This window comes from Streptomyces spinoverrucosus, assembly GCF_015712165.1.
GTDB classification, from domain to species: domain Bacteria; phylum Actinomycetota; class Actinomycetes; order Streptomycetales; family Streptomycetaceae; genus Streptomyces; species Streptomyces spinoverrucosus_A.
Map to the genome: position 1 here is coordinate 4,942,800 of NZ_JADPZX010000001.1, position 14,809 is coordinate 4,957,608.

13 protein-coding genes are annotated in these 14,809 nt (G+C 70.7%); 8 read left to right on the top strand and 5 right to left on the bottom strand.

Translation table 11 applies throughout. The features are described 5' to 3' along the window. Positions 1 to 71: 71 nt before the first annotated feature. Positions 72 to 3,125 carry a D-alanyl-D-alanine carboxypeptidase gene (locus I2W78_RS22480; protein WP_196462074.1) on the bottom strand — a complete coding sequence of 1,018 codons (3,054 nt, stop codon included), beginning with the start codon at positions 3,123 to 3,125 and terminating at the stop codon, positions 72 to 74. Positions 3,126 to 3,359: 234 nt separating this feature from the next. Here I2W78_RS22480 and I2W78_RS22485 point away from each other — a divergent pair, with 234 nt between their 5' ends. The 3 genes from I2W78_RS22485 to I2W78_RS22495 all read left to right on the top strand — a co-directional run bounded on the left by I2W78_RS22485 (position 3,360) and on the right by I2W78_RS22495 (position 5,762). Beyond that, on the top strand, positions 3,360 to 4,112 hold the full coding sequence (locus I2W78_RS22485) for a GOLPH3/VPS74 family protein (protein WP_196462075.1): 753 nt from the start codon (positions 3,360 to 3,362) through the stop codon (positions 4,110 to 4,112). A 409-nt stretch (positions 4,113 to 4,521) separates the two neighbouring features. Then, a complete protein-coding gene (locus I2W78_RS22490; RefSeq protein ID WP_196462076.1) occupies positions 4,522 to 5,379 on the top strand; it encodes a helix-turn-helix domain-containing protein in 858 nt (285 codons plus the stop codon). Positions 5,380 to 5,570: 191 nt separating this feature from the next. Then, positions 5,571 to 5,762, top strand: a complete 192-nt coding sequence (locus tag I2W78_RS22495) for a DUF397 domain-containing protein (protein WP_141311170.1) — start codon at positions 5,571 to 5,573, stop codon at positions 5,760 to 5,762. 110 nt (positions 5,763 to 5,872) lie between these two features. Here the strand turns inward: I2W78_RS22495 and I2W78_RS22500 are convergent, their stop codons facing one another. Genes I2W78_RS22500 through I2W78_RS22510 form a run of 3 tightly spaced genes read right to left on the bottom strand, consistent with a single transcriptional unit; the run spans position 5,873 to position 8,334 of the window. Further along, on the bottom strand, positions 5,873 to 6,748 hold the full coding sequence (locus I2W78_RS22500) for a MerR family transcriptional regulator (RefSeq protein WP_196462077.1): 876 nt from the start codon (positions 6,746 to 6,748) through the stop codon (positions 5,873 to 5,875). Between the two features lie 52 nt (positions 6,749 to 6,800). Beyond that, entirely contained in the window at positions 6,801 to 7,310 is a 510-nt protein-coding gene (locus I2W78_RS22505) for a glutathione peroxidase (RefSeq protein ID WP_196462078.1), read from the bottom strand. A gap of 10 nt (positions 7,311 to 7,320) precedes the next feature. After that, positions 7,321 to 8,334, bottom strand: a complete 1,014-nt coding sequence (locus I2W78_RS22510; RefSeq protein WP_196462079.1) for an ArsR/SmtB family transcription factor — start codon at positions 8,332 to 8,334, stop codon at positions 7,321 to 7,323. A 78-nt stretch (positions 8,335 to 8,412) separates the two neighbouring features. Between I2W78_RS22510 and I2W78_RS22515 the strand changes: the two genes are divergently transcribed. From I2W78_RS22515 to I2W78_RS22525, 3 genes are all read left to right on the top strand, one after another. Beyond that, positions 8,413 to 9,603: an MFS transporter gene (locus tag I2W78_RS22515; protein ID WP_196462080.1), complete on the top strand. Its 1,191-nt coding sequence runs from the start codon at positions 8,413 to 8,415 to the stop codon at positions 9,601 to 9,603. A 176-nt stretch (positions 9,604 to 9,779) separates the two neighbouring features. Beyond that, the gene (locus tag I2W78_RS22520) at positions 9,780 to 10,301 is read left to right on the top strand and encodes a hypothetical protein (RefSeq protein WP_196462081.1); all 522 of its coding nucleotides are present in this window, start codon (positions 9,780 to 9,782) and stop codon (positions 10,299 to 10,301) included. A gap of 463 nt (positions 10,302 to 10,764) precedes the next feature. Then, the gene (locus I2W78_RS22525) at positions 10,765 to 11,079 is read left to right on the top strand and encodes a hypothetical protein (RefSeq protein WP_196462082.1); all 315 of its coding nucleotides are present in this window, start codon (positions 10,765 to 10,767) and stop codon (positions 11,077 to 11,079) included. A gap of 22 nt (positions 11,080 to 11,101) precedes the next feature. On the opposite strand, the gene I2W78_RS22530 is transcribed toward I2W78_RS22525, so the two are convergent. Then, complete coding sequence (locus tag I2W78_RS22530) at positions 11,102 to 11,422, bottom strand: GYD domain-containing protein (protein WP_196462083.1); 321 nt, start codon at positions 11,420 to 11,422, stop codon at positions 11,102 to 11,104. Between the two features lie 213 nt (positions 11,423 to 11,635). Between I2W78_RS22530 and I2W78_RS22535 the strand changes: the two genes are divergently transcribed. Next, the gene (locus tag I2W78_RS22535) at positions 11,636 to 14,338 is read left to right on the top strand and encodes an AAA family ATPase (protein ID WP_307783740.1); all 2,703 of its coding nucleotides are present in this window, start codon (positions 11,636 to 11,638) and stop codon (positions 14,336 to 14,338) included. A 55-nt stretch (positions 14,339 to 14,393) separates the two neighbouring features. Further along, complete coding sequence (locus tag I2W78_RS22540) at positions 14,394 to 14,765, top strand: 6-pyruvoyl trahydropterin synthase family protein (protein WP_196462084.1); 372 nt, start codon at positions 14,394 to 14,396, stop codon at positions 14,763 to 14,765. The last annotated feature ends 44 nt before the right edge of the window (positions 14,766 to 14,809 follow it).

Sequence of the window (14,809 nt, forward strand, 5' to 3'; positions counted from 1 at the left end):
CGCACCCCGCCGACGGGCGCCCGGGGAGGGCTCCGTCGACGGGGTGCGCTGGGGTGGTGCGGTGCGCCGGGTCAGCCGACGCGGGTCAGCTTGTCCGTGAAGCCGGGTTCGTCGAGGTCCGACTGCAGGGCCACCGGCACCTCGACCGCGCCCCCGCTGCCGTCGCCCACGGTGAGCGTGCCGACCTTGGTGCCGGCCTTCGCGGTGTGCGGTACGGCGTCGGAGGCGAAGGACAGCTTCACCTTGTGGCCGGCCCAGCCGACCGCGGTGACGTCCTGCGTGACGACGACCGGCGTCCGGCCGCCGAGCCGGTCGTCGACGTACCCGACGACATCGCCCTTCTTCATGATCTTCGCCGAGGTCAGGGCCTCCTGGGCGCCGAGCATCGCGGTCTCGCTGACGGCGTTCACCGTGTCGATGATCGGCGCCGTGTGCTGGCCGAGGATCGCGCCGACCACGGTGACCGTCTCGCCGCCGACCTCCTTGGTGGCGGCGAAGAGCAGGTTGCCGCCGGCCGTGGTGGTGGTGCCGGTCTTGATGCCGATGGCGCCGTTGTACGGCACGAGGGTGTTCCAGTTGCGCCACTCCTGGCCGGACGGGTCCGTCCATTTGGGCAGCTTGGTGATCTCCACCAGCGCCGGGATCCGCACCAGCTCGTTGCCGAGCTTCACCTGGTCCTCGGCGGTGGAGACCGTGGTCCCCTCCAGACCGGAGGGGTCGGTGTACGTGGTGTTGGTCATGCCGAGTTCCTTGGCGGTGTCGTTCATCTTCTTGACGAACGCCTCCTCGGAACCGGCGTCCCAACGCGCCACAAGACGTGCGATGTTGTTGGCCGACGGGATCATGATGGCCGAAATGGCCTGCCGCTCGGTGAGTTTGTCGCCCGCCTTGACGGTGTTCAGCGTGGACTCGTTGCCCTGCTGGTCGTAGCCGCCCTCCTTCTCGGCGGTCGCGTCGACCTCGATCTGCGGGCCCTCCTCGCCGGGCTTCAGCGGGTGCTCCTTGAGGATGATGTACGCCGTCATGGCCTTGGCGACCGAGCCGATGGCGACGGGCTTCTGCTCACCGAAGCTCCCCATCGTGCCGATGCCGGTGACGTCCATGGCGCCCTGACCCTCGCTCGGCCACGGCAGGGAGGCCTTGTCGCCCTCGAAGGTGTACGACTCCTCGGCGGTGAGCTCCAGGGCGGGCGTCGGCAGCGGGCGTACGGCCTGCACGATCGCAAACACGATCGCCAGCAGGATGACCAGCGGCGTCCAGATCTTGACCCGCCGCACCGCGGTCCGCAGCGGGGTCTCCGGGGGCGGCGGGGTGTTGGTCAGCTCGGCCAGCAGATCCAGCGGCGGCTTCGGCGGCAGGGGCTGCTGAGTCGTCCGCTCCGGGCCGACCTGCGGCACGGAGGCGGTCTGGTCGGCGGGGACCTTCGGGAGCGCGGTGGTGGCATCGGCGGGCGGCGCCTTCGGCTTGTCCGCCGGGACCTTCGGCAGCGCGGTCGTCGCCTCGGCGGCCCGTGGGGGCTTGCGCGTCGACGGGTCGTCCAGCGGCTTGAGCGCGACGAACTTGCTGGTGCGCTCGGCGTCCGACTCCGGCGCCGGAGCGGGCTTCTTGGCGTCCCCCAGCTTCAGCATGGTGGTCGGCTGATCGACGGCCGGCTTCACCGACTTCACGGCCCTGAAGACGGCCGTGGGCTGGTCTACGGGGGGTGCGTCGGCCTCGGGGGCGTCACCACCGACACCGGACTGCGCGTCGGGGTCGCTCTTGGGGGCGTCCTGGGGCTCGCTCTTGGCGTCGTTCTTGGGCTCGTCCTGGGCGTCGACTCGGGCGTCGTCCTGGGCGTCGCGCTCGGTGTCGTCCTGGGCGTCGCGCTCGGCGCCGACTCGGGCGTCGCTCTGGGCGTGGCCTTGGGCGTCGCGCTCGGTGTCGTCCTGGGCGTGGACTCGGGCGTTGCTCTTGGCGTCGTCCTGGGCGTCGCGCTCGGTGTCGTCCTGGGCGTGGACTTGGGCGTCGCGCTCGGTGTCGTCCTGGGCGAGGACTTGGGCGTCGCGCTCGGTGTCGTCCTGGGCGTTGCGCTCGGCGCCGACTCGGGCGTCGCTCTTGGGGTCGTTCTCGGTGTCGTCCTGGGCGTCGCGCTTGGGGGCGTCCTCGGCGTCGACTCGGGCGTCGCGCTCGGTGTCGTTCTTGGCGTCGCTCGGAGTCTCGTCGGTGCCGCCCTCGCCGTCCTGGGTGTCGTCGGCTGCGGTGTCGGTGCTGCCGTCGGCCTTCCCGGCTGCGGCGTCGTTCTCGCCGCCCGCGTCGGATTCGTCGGCGGTGTCGGCCTCGGCTTCCGCGCCGGTGCGGCCGTCCTTGCGGTCCTGGCCCACCTGGACGGCTTCGGGACCGTCCTGGGCGTCCGGCTGGTCGGCGGGGGCGTTCTTGTCCTCGGTGGCGTCGCTGGTGGACTTCGCATCGGCGGCAGCCGCAGCCCTGTCGCCGGGCGCGTCGGTGCCGCCGGCCCCCTTGCCCTGGGCGTCCGGCTCCCCGGCGGACTCGCTCTCGTGCTCGGTGGACCCGCTGTTGGGACCCTCCTCGTTGGACTCGCCCTGCCGGGCGGGAGTGTCCACGTCGGCGGAGTCCTCCTCGCCGACGGGCGTTTCGCCGGCGTCGGCGCCCTCCTCGTCGGCGTCCTCTTCGGTGGCGCCCTTCGCGTCGACGCCCGCCGCGTCGGCGCCCTCCTCGGCGGAGCCCTCCGCGCCCTCGTCGGCCTTCCCGCCGGCCTTCCCGTCGGCGGACGTCACCCAAGCCGCCACAGCCGCCCGCAGCCGCTCGTCGCCCGCCGCGTCGGCCCCGGCGCCGTCCTCGGCCCCGTCGCGCTCCTCACGGCCCGCAGGCGCCTCGGAAGCCGCCTCCCCAGCAGCCCCCTCCGGCTCCTCCTCGGAAGGCCCCTTCACCGAGAACACCCGCGTCGCCGTGTCCACCGAGCGCCCGTCCCCGGACTCCCGCGCCACGGCGAGCCGTGGGTCACGGGCGGTGGCTGCGCCGTTCCGGGCTTCGGGAACCGGACCCGCGCTCCCCGACGTCGGTTCTGCCGACGACTCGCGCTGCTTCGAACTGTCGGGGGACTCGCCCGCCACCGATGCCTCCTCCATGCGCCGCACGCCTCCGTGCGCGTACCGAACCATGAACCGATGCCCGGACGACCGCCCCCACAGCACTGCCCGAAGCGCTGTCCGAACCATGTACCAGTGTCCTGTGTGAGGACCTGGCCCACGCTGAAGACGAGAACGACATACCTACTGGTTCCCTTACAAACAGGTCACGCACCCTCGACAGACCAATGTGAGAGGGGTCACCCTGTCATTCATCCACGCGGGGAGGCATGGATGGGCAGGAGCCGCAGAACACTTCCGGAGGAGCTTCTGCTGCTGGCACTGGACCCGGCCACGGGTACCACTGCACAGCCGCAGTCGCTCGACCTCGGTCTGGCCGGAGCACAGCTAGTGGAGCTGGCACTGGCCGGACGGATAGCCCCAGACGGGGATCGTATCGCCGTGGTGGTACCACGGCCGACAGGAGATCCGACATTGGATTGCGCGTTGGAGTTGCTGCGCAGGCGCGGCGCTCCGGTACGGGCGGTCCACTGGATCGGCGGGCCACGACTGGGGCTCCGTCAGACCTACCTCTCGCATCTGGAGCGGTGCGGCATGGTGCACGCCGTGGCCGGCCAGATGTGCGGGGTGTTGCCGACGACTCGTTACCAGGCGACGGACAACGCCATCAGCCGGGAGATCAGGGCCCGGCTGGATTCCGCGATCCGCACCGGCGTCCCGCCGGACCCGCGGACCGCGGCGCTCGCCGCCCTGGCCCACGCGGTCGGCCTCGGCAAGCACCTGTATCCGGGCAACGAAGGGCGCTCGTCCCGTTCCCGGCTGCGGGACCTGATCCGGCACGACCCGATGGGCGGCCTCGTGGCGCACGCCGTGATGGACGTCCAGAACGGCGTCGCGGCCCAGCCGCGCCGCAGCCCGGCCCCGGCCGGCCGCCAGGCCGCCGCCGGAGCCAGGTCCGCGGAGCCGGCCAGGGCCGTCCCGGTGCAGCCGCACCGTGGCTCGATGGCGCGCGCCGTGGCCCACTGAGCCGCGGTCCCACGGCAGCGCACCATCACCACAACGGCACCACCCAGCACCACCGGCACGACCAGCAGGGCCGCACCACGCACCGTCAGCGCCACACGCCGCGCCTGAGTCCCCAAGACCCGGTTCGGGAGCCGCAACGGTCCGCGCGGGGTGGCGGGAGCCGTCGTTCGGACGACGCACGGCCCCACCGCCCCGCGCGGCCGCATGCCCGCGCCCGTTCGCGTATCCGTCGTGCGATCTCCTCGTGCGGACTCCTCGTGCGGACTCCTCGTGCGAACTTGCGTCCTGACGCGTACCCGCCGCATATCCGCTGTTTCCCAGCGGTAAGTAGCCCCTTGGTGGCAGTCTGCTCAACAGCAGATACGCATAGTTGCAAGTTTCGAGGCACGCAGCCGGAGGTGCACGTCCCGTGGCGTCCAATGTCAATCCCACCGTCAGGCGGCGCCGGCTGGGCCAGGAGCTGCGCAGGCTCCGCGAGCTCAAGGGCATGACGGCCGAGGAGGTGGCGGAGCGGCTGCTGGTGTCCCAGTCGAAGATCAGCCGTCTGGAGAACGGCCGGCGCAGCATCAGTCAGCGCGACGTCCGTGACCTGTGCGGTGTCTACGAGGTGGAGGACCACCGGATCGTCGACTCGCTGATGCAAATGGCCAAGGACTCGCGCCAGCAGGGCTGGTGGCACTCCTTCGGCGACATCCCGTACAGCGTCTACATCGGCCTGGAGACGGACGCGGCCAGCCTTCGGGTGTACGACCCGCAGGTCGTCCCCGGCCTGTTGCAGACCCGCCAGTACGCCGAGGCGCTGATCCAGGGCGCGTTGCCCGAGGCAACGCCGACCGACATCGACAAGCGCGTACAGGTGCGCCTGCGTCGGCAGGAACGTATTGCCGCCGAGGAGAACCCACTTCGGCTGTGGGCGGTGCTCGACGAGGCGGCCGTACGCCGCGAGGTCGGCAACAAACAGGTGATGATCGACCAGCTGGAGCACCTGCTGGAGATGTCCCAGCTGCCGCACGTCACCGTGCAGTTGATCCCCTTCCAGATGGGCGCGCACCCCGGCGTGAGCGGCCAGTACGCGATCCTGGAGTTCCCGGACGCCGCCGACTCCAGCGTGGTCTACATCGAGGGCGTCACCAGCGACCTGTACCTGGAGAAGCCGCAGGACGTCCAGAAGTACAGCGTCATGTACGAGCACTTGCGGGCACAGGCGCTGAATGTCGACCAAACCCGGGTATACCTCTCGGATGTGGCGAAGAGTTACGCCCGCTGAGGCCTCCGGGGCGGGGGGCGCGGAAAGATACACCGTCACCCGGCCCGTACGGAAGCCCTTGTTGGAATATGCCAGCCGGTCGAGTGAATAGTCGCTCCGTGCGGCGATGTTGGCGAGTAGCGTCGATCACGCCATCGAGCAAGAACGTTGGCGCAATCACAGCAACTCAGCAACTGCTTACCGGAGCGAAAATGGCAATCAAGCAGGGCGCGACGGACACGTGGGTCAAGTCCTCGTACTCCCAGGGCAACGGCGCGTGCGTCGAGATCAAGTCCCCTGTCCTGTCCGCAATCTCCGTCCGGGACTCCAAGGTGACCGAGGGCCCCGTCCTCGCGTTCCCCGCGACCGCGTGGAGCGTCTTCGTGGCCTCGGTCAAGGCGTAAGGAGAGGACCTCCCTGACGCCGACCACAACTACACAGCAGCACCCCAAGAGCCCTCTCGACCAGTTCGCCGTCCTAGCCGAGAGGGCTCGGCCATGCCCCGCTCAGCGGTTCACGTCACCGGGAAGGCCACATCGCACACCGGATCCTCGGCCCCGGCCGCATCCCAGTCCGCGAAGTACACCTCCCGGCCCGGGCCCGCCTGGCGCAGCCCCTGCTGCGGGATCCACGCCTCCACCGCCTCGAAGGCGGCCAGGATCTGCGGATGCGCCACCTGCGCCTTGGTGATCCGGGTGTAGGCGAGCCGCTGGGCAGGCTCCACGCGGACCTTCGTCTCCCACGTACGGCCGTGCCTCTCGACCCACGCCCGGGCAGCCGCCTCGTCCGCCACCGGCACGCAGGACTCGGCCGGTCCGTCGCTCTCCATCGACACTTCGGCGTGGTACACGACGAACGGCGCCGCCGTGACGCCGCCGCACTCCTGCGCCGCCTCCTCCAGTCGGCCCAGCGATGCGCCGATCCACGCCGGCAGCTCGCCCGCCAGCACATGCCGCGTCTCGGTGATCAGCACCCGCCCGGGCACCTCCACCGTCTCCACCACGAACTTTCCGTACATCTCGGAGCTCCTCCCCGACAACCGTCCACGGAGGTACTCGACGAGCGTCCGCTGCCCCGCCATCCGCGCCTCGACGCCCGCCCAGTACGCGTCGATCCGGTCCGCGGCCTCGGCCCCGTCCGCGTCGACCACCTCGGCGATCCGCGCGAGCGGCATGTCCAGTTGCCGCAGCAGGGCCACGAGCCGGGCCCGTTCCACCTGGTCCGCTCGGTAGTAGCGGTAGCCGCTGGCCTCGTCGACGTGCGCCGGAGGCAGCAGCCCCAGCCGGCCGTACAGCCGCAGGGCCTTGGCCGACAGCCGGGCCCGCGCGGCGAACGCGCCGATGGTGAGCAGTTCGTCGTCCCGAATGTCCACCACGTCATCCTCCGTCACCGGGCGCCTGTCGCCCGGTGACAGGAGGCTGACGTCTGCCCCAGGGGCAGGGTCAACCGGCCAGCTGCGCCTCGACGGCCGCCACGACCTCCGCCGCCTCCGGCTCGGTCTGCGGCGAGAACCGGGCCACGATGGTGCCGTCCCGCCCGATCAGGAACTTCTCGAAGTTCCAGCGGATGTCCCCGCTGTGCCCCTCACCGTCAGCGAAGCCGACCAGCCGCTCGTACAGCGGATGCCGAACCTCCCCGTTCACCTCCACCTTCTCGGTCATCGGGAAGGTCACGCCGTACGTCGCCGAACAGAACTCGGCGATCTCCTCGGCGCTGCCGGGCTCCTGCCCGAGGAACTGGTTGCAGGGCACGCCGAGCACGGTGAACCCACGGTCCGCGTACCGCTCGTGCAGCCGCTCCAGTCCGGCGTACTGCGGGGTCAGCCCGCACTTGGAGGCCACGTTCACAATGAGCACGGCCTGCCCGGCGTACTGCTTGAGGTCGGCGGAGCCACCCTGGAGCGCGTCGATGTCGACGTCGAGGACGGATGCGTGCGTGTCGTTGGTCGTCATGGGGCGGATGCTAACGCCGGGGGGTGTCGGGAGCGCGTTCAGGAGGGGCCGGCTGCTCAGCCGACCTCACGAGAACCTCGCCCGCCGCCGTCCGTGAGTACAGCACCGAGCGCCCGGCCCGCCGCCGCTCCACCAGCCCCGCGTCCAGCAGCACGCGCAGATGCCGCCCGACCGACCCGAGCCCCTGCCCGGTCACGGCGACGACCTGGGTCGTGCTCATCGGTGACGCCAGCAGCACCAGCACCTCGGCCCGCGCCCGCCCGAGCAGCGCGCCGAGGGCGGCGGGCACGGGTGGCCTGCGGTGTTCGTCGGCGAGCGCGCCCACGCACGGGTACACGACGGCGTACCGCTCCCGCCCCGGCTCCTCCCACGACACCCACCCGGTCTGCGGGGTGACCGGCACGAAGAGCAGCTCCGCGCCCGAGATCTCCCGCGGCGGGTACTCGTGCAGATTGACCTGCAACCGGCTCTCCCCGAGCCACCGCGTCCGCCCCGGCCGCAACGCGTCCAGTACGGCCGCCCACCCACCCCGGCCGGCCTGCGCGGTCCGGGCGACCACATCAGCCTCCAGCACGCGCCGCCGACGGCCCCAGTACGGTCGTACGCCCTCCTGCCAGACGTACTCGACCAGCCGCGCGGCCCGCTCGGCGAGGTCGTCCCGGTCCAGCGCGGCGGGCAGCGGGCCGCCGAGGGACATCCGCAGATGCGCGCGGACGGCCTCCGGGGGCGTGGCGCGCACGCGCGCGACCGCGTCCTCGAAGCTCTCCCCGTCCCGTGGGGTCGGCGTCAGGAAGTCGGCGATCCAGTCGCGCCCGAGCCCGGCACGGACGAGCAGCGCGGTGTCCGGCTCGGCCGCGAGCCGGGCCCGGTACGCCGGCAGATGGGCGCGCAGCCAGTCCTGCTCGCCGGGATGCGCGCCGACACCGGCGTGCAGGAGTTTGAGGCTCGCGAAGGCCTCGGCGTAGGGGGAGAGGACGAAGCGGCTGCGGGCGAGGGTGTCGGCGTTGACCTGCCACCACCCCATGTGCGCAGCCCTCCGGGTCCTTTCGCGTGTGCGCGAAACATTAACCCGCCTGCATCGGGCGCCCGGAGACTTTCGCGCATGCGAAGCTACCGACACCTGTTCCGAACCCCGGAGTTCACCCCTCTCTTCCTCGCCTCCTCGGCCCACATCGCGGGCCAGACGATCGGCGGTCTGGCCCTGGGCACGCTGGTGTACGAGGCGACCCGCTCGCCGCTGCTGTCGGCGGTGAGCATGTTCGGCCCGTCGCTGGCGCAGGTGCTGGGCGCGACGCTGTTCCTGTCGTGGACGGACGGCCTGCCGCCGAGGAGCGCGCTGGCCGCGGTCTCGCTGGCCTTCGCGGTCGGTACGGCACTCCTGGCGCTGCCCGGTCTGCCGATCTGGTCCGTCCTTGTCGTCGTACTGGCGCAGGGGCTGATCGCGTCGCTGGGCGGGGGTGTGCGCTGGGGGCTGCTGACGGAGATCCTCTCCAAGGACGGCTATCTGCTGGGCCGTTCGGTGTTCAACATGATGAGCGGCGTCATGCAGATCGCCGGATACGCGGCGGGCGGCGCCCTGCTGGTGGCGATCGGGTCGGCGCGCGTGACGTTGCTGCTGTCGGCGCTGCTGTTCCTGTCGGCGGCCGCCCTGACCCGCCTGGGCCTCACGCCCCGCCCACCGCGTACGTCCACCCGCCCGTCCGTGGCGGCGACCTGGCGCACCAACGCGCTGCTGTGGTCCTCCGGCCCGCGCCGACGCCTCTACCTCGCCCTGTGGGTGCCGAACGGCCTGGTCGTCGGCTGCGAGTCGCTGTTCGTGTCGTACGCCCCCGGGGCCGCGGGGCTGCTGTTCGCCTGTGCGGCGCTGGGGATGCTGGTGGGGGATGTGCTGGTCGGCCGCCTGGTGCCGCGCGCTGTGCGCGCCCGCCTCGGCGTACCGCTGCTGTTGCTGCTGGCCGCGCCGTACCTGCTGTTCTTCGCCCACCCGGCGGTCCCGCTCGCCGCCGCCCTCGTCGCCGTGGCCTCCGTCGGCTTCGGGGCGAGCCTGGTCCAGCAGGAGCGCCTGATGGCCCTGGTTCCGGAGGAACTCAGCTGCCACGCCCTGGGGTTGCACTCCGCGGGGATGCTCACGATGCAGGGGGTGAGTGCGGCGGTGGCGGGGGCGCTGGCTCAGGTGACGTCGCCGGGTGTGGGGATGACGGCGATGGCGGGGGCGTCAGTGGCGGTGACGGGGTGGGTGGGGTGGGGGATGCGGAGAGCTCGGGGTGCGGTCGAAGTGCGTATGACTGCTTGACGTGGGGGAGGGGCAGCGTGTCACCTCCGCTCTGCTCTGGGCCCGTCGCTCGTCGTCGCCCGTCGGTTTGACCGGGACCGGTCCCGGGCGCCCTGCACCAGGATGCCGTCATCAGCGAACCGTCGGCCGGATCGCTGCCGGAATCGGTTGAATCGCTACCGAGAAGGAAGACACGCATGGACGAAGCGCAGGCCGCTGGAGGTCGGACGGCTCTCGCGAGGTCCCGGGCACTGTGGGTGCTCGGACCGGTCCTCGCGCTCATGGTCACAGCCTGCGGTGGCGGTGACAGCGACGCCTCGGGGAGCGCCGTGACTCCGCCGACGGACAAGGGCAAGGCCAAGCCCTCGACGTCGCAGTCCTCGCCCGCCACACCGTCTCCGACCCCCACGCCGACTCCGACACGCAAGGAGGCGCGGGACGGGCGGAACTTCGAGGCGTGCCTGGACCGCACGTGTGAAGTGGAGGTGAGAGATGGGGACGTGATCCGGTTCGCCCCCAAGTTCATCTCCGAAACCTTCACGGTGGACCGCGTCACGGACGAGAAAGTCGAGTTCTCGGCGACCGACGACCAACCCTCGCCGCTGAGGGGCTGGGTGGGCGGCACCGGAACGGTCGAGACGGGCGACATCCATGTCGACTTCGACCGGCCGGACGACGAGAGGGTCATCCTGAAGTTCAGTCCCAGGCGAGACGACTAGTCCGCACGCCATACCGGTCTCTCTCTCCCTGCAACCACAGAGCTGTCCCGGGTGTCTAGGAACGAGTCGGTGGCGGCTGTGGCTGTGGTTGTGGCTGTGGTCGTGGCAGCGGCCTGTCGGTCGAGGGAGAGGATGCGCGATGCCCGGTCTCAGAGGTACGTCGGTGCCGGCGGCGGTGTTGGGCGGGATGCTGGCGTTGGCGGGGTGCCAAGACGCGTCAGGAGCCCACTCCGGCTCGGCCGCCCCGTCCGCGTCTCTCCCCTCCGCGCACGCCTCCGCGTTGGCAGACACCCCTTCGAACACCCCTGCCACCACCACGCCCTCGACCTCGGCCCCCGCCGCCCCCACGAAATCGGCCCCCACCACACCCCCTCCGTCGCACCCCTCCGCGACCCCGCCCAGGACCACATCGCCCACCCCCGGCTGCCAAAACCTCACCGTCAGCAACGAAGTGAAGGCCGCCGTGACGGAGGCGTACCGTCGCGGCTTCCCCCGTTTCACCCACATCCGGCCGGTCCCGCAACAGTTCTTCTACGGCCAGTGCGACGGCGTCCGCTACGCCGCCACCCGCTTCGAACCCACCCCGGGGGCCACGCACGACGAACTGGTGGCCATGCAGGACGAGGGCAGCGTCACCAAGTACTTCCGCACCACTTCCGGGGGCGGCTGGACCTACCTCGCCGGCGACAGCTTCCCCCGCGGCCCCCTCGGCTGCGGCGAGATCCCCCAGATTCCCGAGGCCCTGGTCGCGGCCTGGGGCAACTGCTCGGGTAGCTGAGCGCCGCCACCCACCCTGTCGTTCACGCGCCGGGCGCGCGGAAGGTGACCTGTCGGCGGGTGGCCTCGTCGATCTCGTCGAGGGTGAGGAGCGGGGTGGCCCGGGTGTGGAGGGCGCCGCTGGCCTTGACGGTGAGGCTGACGGCGGCCATCGAGACCGGGTCGGGGAAGTCGACGATGAGCACGAGGTCGTCCTCGCCGAAGGCGAAGTACATGGCCTCGACCGTCCCACCGAGACCGGTGACGACCTGGTCGACGGCGGCGCGACGCCCACTCGCGCCCTCCTTGAGCAGCCCCTTGGTGCCCTCGGGCGTGTAGGTGGCCTGGATGAGGAACTTCGGCATCGGGGTGCTCCCTGCCAGCGCTTGTCCGATATGCGTAAGTGCCCTTCCCGCCCTCACACCGACCGCCCGCGCCGAACGGCTGGATTCACTCGTTCGAACCCCAGCCTCGTTCCAGACACGGACGGGTACGCGTGTCACATGATCTACCGTGGGCGGCAAGTGGCGCTGTGGGTACGGAAGTTCTGTGACGGATGACCGAGACGGGGGGCTGTGGTGCGGACCGAGTTTGTCGACCGCGTGGAGCACATGGACGAGCTGCGCTCGCTGATGGCGGACGTAACCGAAGGGCGCGGCGGCCGGGCACTTGTGATCGACGGTCCCTCGGGCATGGGGAAGTCGGCGCTGCTGCGGGCGTTCGAGGCGGAGGTCGCCGCTACTCAAACGAGTTCTCGATCAACGGGCAGCCGTCGCGTCGTATCCGTGCGGTGCCGTCCCTCGATCGGATCGCAGCTTCACTACGGTGCCGTCATCGATGTGCTTCTGCGGTTGGCCGAGGAGCAGGAGGCCAGGCAACCTGGCGTCTTCCGCAGATTCCTGGGTTACACCCGGCAGGGCGTTGTTCGCTCCGCGCCGGAGGTGCTGTCCGCAATGGTGCCGGGACTGGGGGCGCTGTTCACCCTGGGCAAGGAGGTCGCGGAGGCTTCGCTCGCCTCGGGATCGATGCCGTTCGACAGTCTGCTGCCCTTCCAGCAGGGAGCTGCCGCGCAGATCGCGGACGCCTTGCTGGAGCTCGTTCGGCAGGGGCCGCCCGCGGTCGTGCTCATCGACGACATCCAGTACGGCGATCCGAGCAGCTTGCTGATCCTTGACCGGTTGCTGCGGCGGTTGCCCGGCGAACCGCTCGGTCTGGTGCTCAGCCACACGACGGACGGGGCGTACGCCGACGGCCCGGGAGCCATGGTCGAGGAGCTGCTGCACGACTGGGCGAAGGAGGATCTCCTGCGTCGACGGGCGTTGGGCGGCCTGCCGCGGGATGCGGTCGCCGAGTTGGTGCGCTCCCGGCACCCTGAGGCTCCCTCCGCCCTGTCGGAGCAGCTGAGTCGGCTGACCGCCGGCCATGCCGTGTTCGTCACTCTCTGCCTGGAGGACTGGCGTCCCGACATGGGCCCCGGCGTCGATCTGCCCGACAGCCTGAAGCGGGTGGTGGAGGACCGCCTGCGGCTGCTCACCGAGCAGGAACGTGAACTGCTCATGATCGGAGCGACCCAGGGCGAGACGTTCCTGTCCCGCACGGTCGCCGATGTCAAGGGAGAGCCGCACGACGACGTGATGGAGCGGCTGCGGCTCATCGCCGATCGGCACCGGCTGATCCTGCCGGCACAGCTTGCCGGGTGGGCTCGGGGAGAGGCGTCCGACTGCTACCGGTTCGAGCACGGTGCCCTGTGGAGTGTGGCGTACGGTCGGCAGACCCCTCAGCAGATGCGGTCCCGGCATGCCCGTATCGCGGCGGCGCTCACGTCCGGTCCGCTGGACGGGATGCCGCTGGAACGCCGACTGGAGATCGCCCGCCACCTCCGCAACGGCGGATCCGAGTGCCTCCTCGCATCGGCCGAGGCACATTACGGGCTGGCCCGAGACGCCGCGATGGAGGGGTTGTCCTTCGCCGAGGCGGAGCGGCACTGCGAAGAAGTGATCAAGGCGGTCCGCGACCTGCCGGAGCATGAGGAGAGCCGCGACCAGTGGCTCATCCAAGCCGTGGAACTGCTGCTGTCCCTGACCGAGGTGCGCTGGCGGGGCCAGCACCGGCCGGTCGGCGGCCCGGACATCGACGCTCTGGCCGCCGAGGCCGAAGAAGCGGCCAGACGCTGTGGCACCCCGGAACTGGCGATCCGTACGACGCTCCTGCGCGGCAAGACCCTGCTGGCGACCCAGGGCCTGGTGCCGTCCCTGGCGAAGCTTCGCTCGGCTGTGGAACTGGCCGAGCAGCACGGCGATCCTGTCCCGCTCTTCGTGGCCCGGGTCGAATACGGGCGGCAGGTGTCCAAGCGACGGTTGGCCGACGGCCTGGCTCAGCTGCGGGATGCCGAGCGTCTGTACGCCTCCGATCCACGCCTCGGTGCCACCGGCGATCCGGTGCTCCAGCACGCGCGCAACCTCGGCGAGATGCAGCTCGGCATCACCCTCTACGACAGCGGGCAGCTCAGCGAGGCACTGACCAGGCTGAGCCGCTGCGTCCAGCGGCTGCGCGACGAACCGCTCAAGGCCGAGTTGCCGATCGCGCTCAACTACCTGGCACAGGTGCACACGGGCCTCGGCGGGTACGAGGACGCCGAGGAGGTCCTTCAGGAGGCACTCGACTTCGAGACCGACCGCGGAGGTGACAGCGGCTGGCACGCCTACAACAAGGCGCTGCTCGCCCACCTCCTCGTCCAGCGGCCGGAAGGGCGTGACCAGGCCCTGGAACTGATCGCCGACGCATGGGCGGAGACAGAGCGGACCTGGCTGGCCAACCTCGTTCCCATCGTCCGCAACCTGTACGCCGAGATCCTGCTGATCGCCGCCGGCGGACCCGGGGAACTCCTCGACCAGGCCGACCGGCTGGCGGTCGCCACCTGCGTCGAGACCCGGCGCAGCGGCATGATCCGCAGCGAGATCGCCGCCCATTCCCTCCGTAGCCGCATCCTGCTTCGACAAGGCGAGGCAGTCGCGGCCCAGGAGCAGGCCCGCCAGGCCGTTCGCATCCTGGAGGAGGTCGGGGACATGCCCGCTCTGCGTACGGAGGAGGTGCTGTACCACTCCGCCGCGGTGCTGGCAGCTGGGGGCGCACGGGAGGAAGCGCACGCGCTCCTTGACCGGGCCCGTCGCGAGGTTGCCCGCAAGGCGGACCTGGTCACCGACGATTCGCTGCGTGACCGCTTCCTCACGCGGGTCCCCCTCAACGAGGCCATCCGTGAGGGTGCAGGGGTCGACCAGTGACCAGGGCGGACGGCCGGCGAGGTGCCTTGACACCGGCTGGCAGACTGGAGCCGTCATGCTGACGATCACCAAGGAGTTCCACTTCTCAGCCAGCCACGTGCTCGACCGGCTGCCGAGCTGGCACCCCTGTGCACGCATGCACGGCCACAACTACGTCGTTGTGCTGGAGCTGTCCGCCCGGCGTGAGGACCTCACCGACGTGGGGTTCGTTCGTGACTACCGCGAGCTCGACGCCTTCAAGAAGTGGGTGGACGAGACCCTCGACCATCGTCATTTGAATGAGGCGATGGGGGGGGGTATCTCTCCGTCAGCGGAGAACTTGGCTGCATGGATCTTCGACCGCTGGATCGATCGCTATCCCGAGTTGACCGCAGTGAAGGTCTCGGAGACACCCAAGACGTGGGCTGAGTACCGGCCGTCGCGGTGAAGGACCGACGGGGACGCTTCTTGAAGGTCTCCGGTCACGCCATG

Excerpts from the sequence above, each read along its gene's own strand:
- I2W78_RS22510 (WP_196462079.1), bottom strand. The coding sequence starts at position 8,334 with ATGGGGTGGTGGCAGGTCAACGCCGACACCCTCGCCCGCAGCCGCTTC.
- I2W78_RS22540 (WP_196462084.1), top strand. The coding sequence starts at position 14,394 with ATGCTGACGATCACCAAGGAGTTCCACTTCTCAGCCAGCCACGTGCTC.
- I2W78_RS22515 (WP_196462080.1), top strand. The coding sequence starts at position 8,413 with ATGCGAAGCTACCGACACCTGTTCCGAACCCCGGAGTTCACCCCTCTC.
- I2W78_RS22485 (WP_196462075.1), top strand. The coding sequence starts at position 3,360 with ATGGGCAGGAGCCGCAGAACACTTCCGGAGGAGCTTCTGCTGCTGGCA.
- I2W78_RS22480 (WP_196462074.1), bottom strand. The coding sequence starts at position 3,125 with ATGGAGGAGGCATCGGTGGCGGGCGAGTCCCCCGACAGTTCGAAGCAG.
- I2W78_RS22505 (WP_196462078.1), bottom strand. The coding sequence starts at position 7,310 with ATGACGACCAACGACACGCACGCATCCGTCCTCGACGTCGACATCGAC.
- I2W78_RS22520 (WP_196462081.1), top strand. The coding sequence starts at position 9,780 with ATGGACGAAGCGCAGGCCGCTGGAGGTCGGACGGCTCTCGCGAGGTCC.
- I2W78_RS22530 (WP_196462083.1), bottom strand. The coding sequence starts at position 11,422 with ATGCCGAAGTTCCTCATCCAGGCCACCTACACGCCCGAGGGCACCAAG.
- I2W78_RS22495 (WP_141311170.1), top strand. The coding sequence starts at position 5,571 with ATGGCAATCAAGCAGGGCGCGACGGACACGTGGGTCAAGTCCTCGTAC.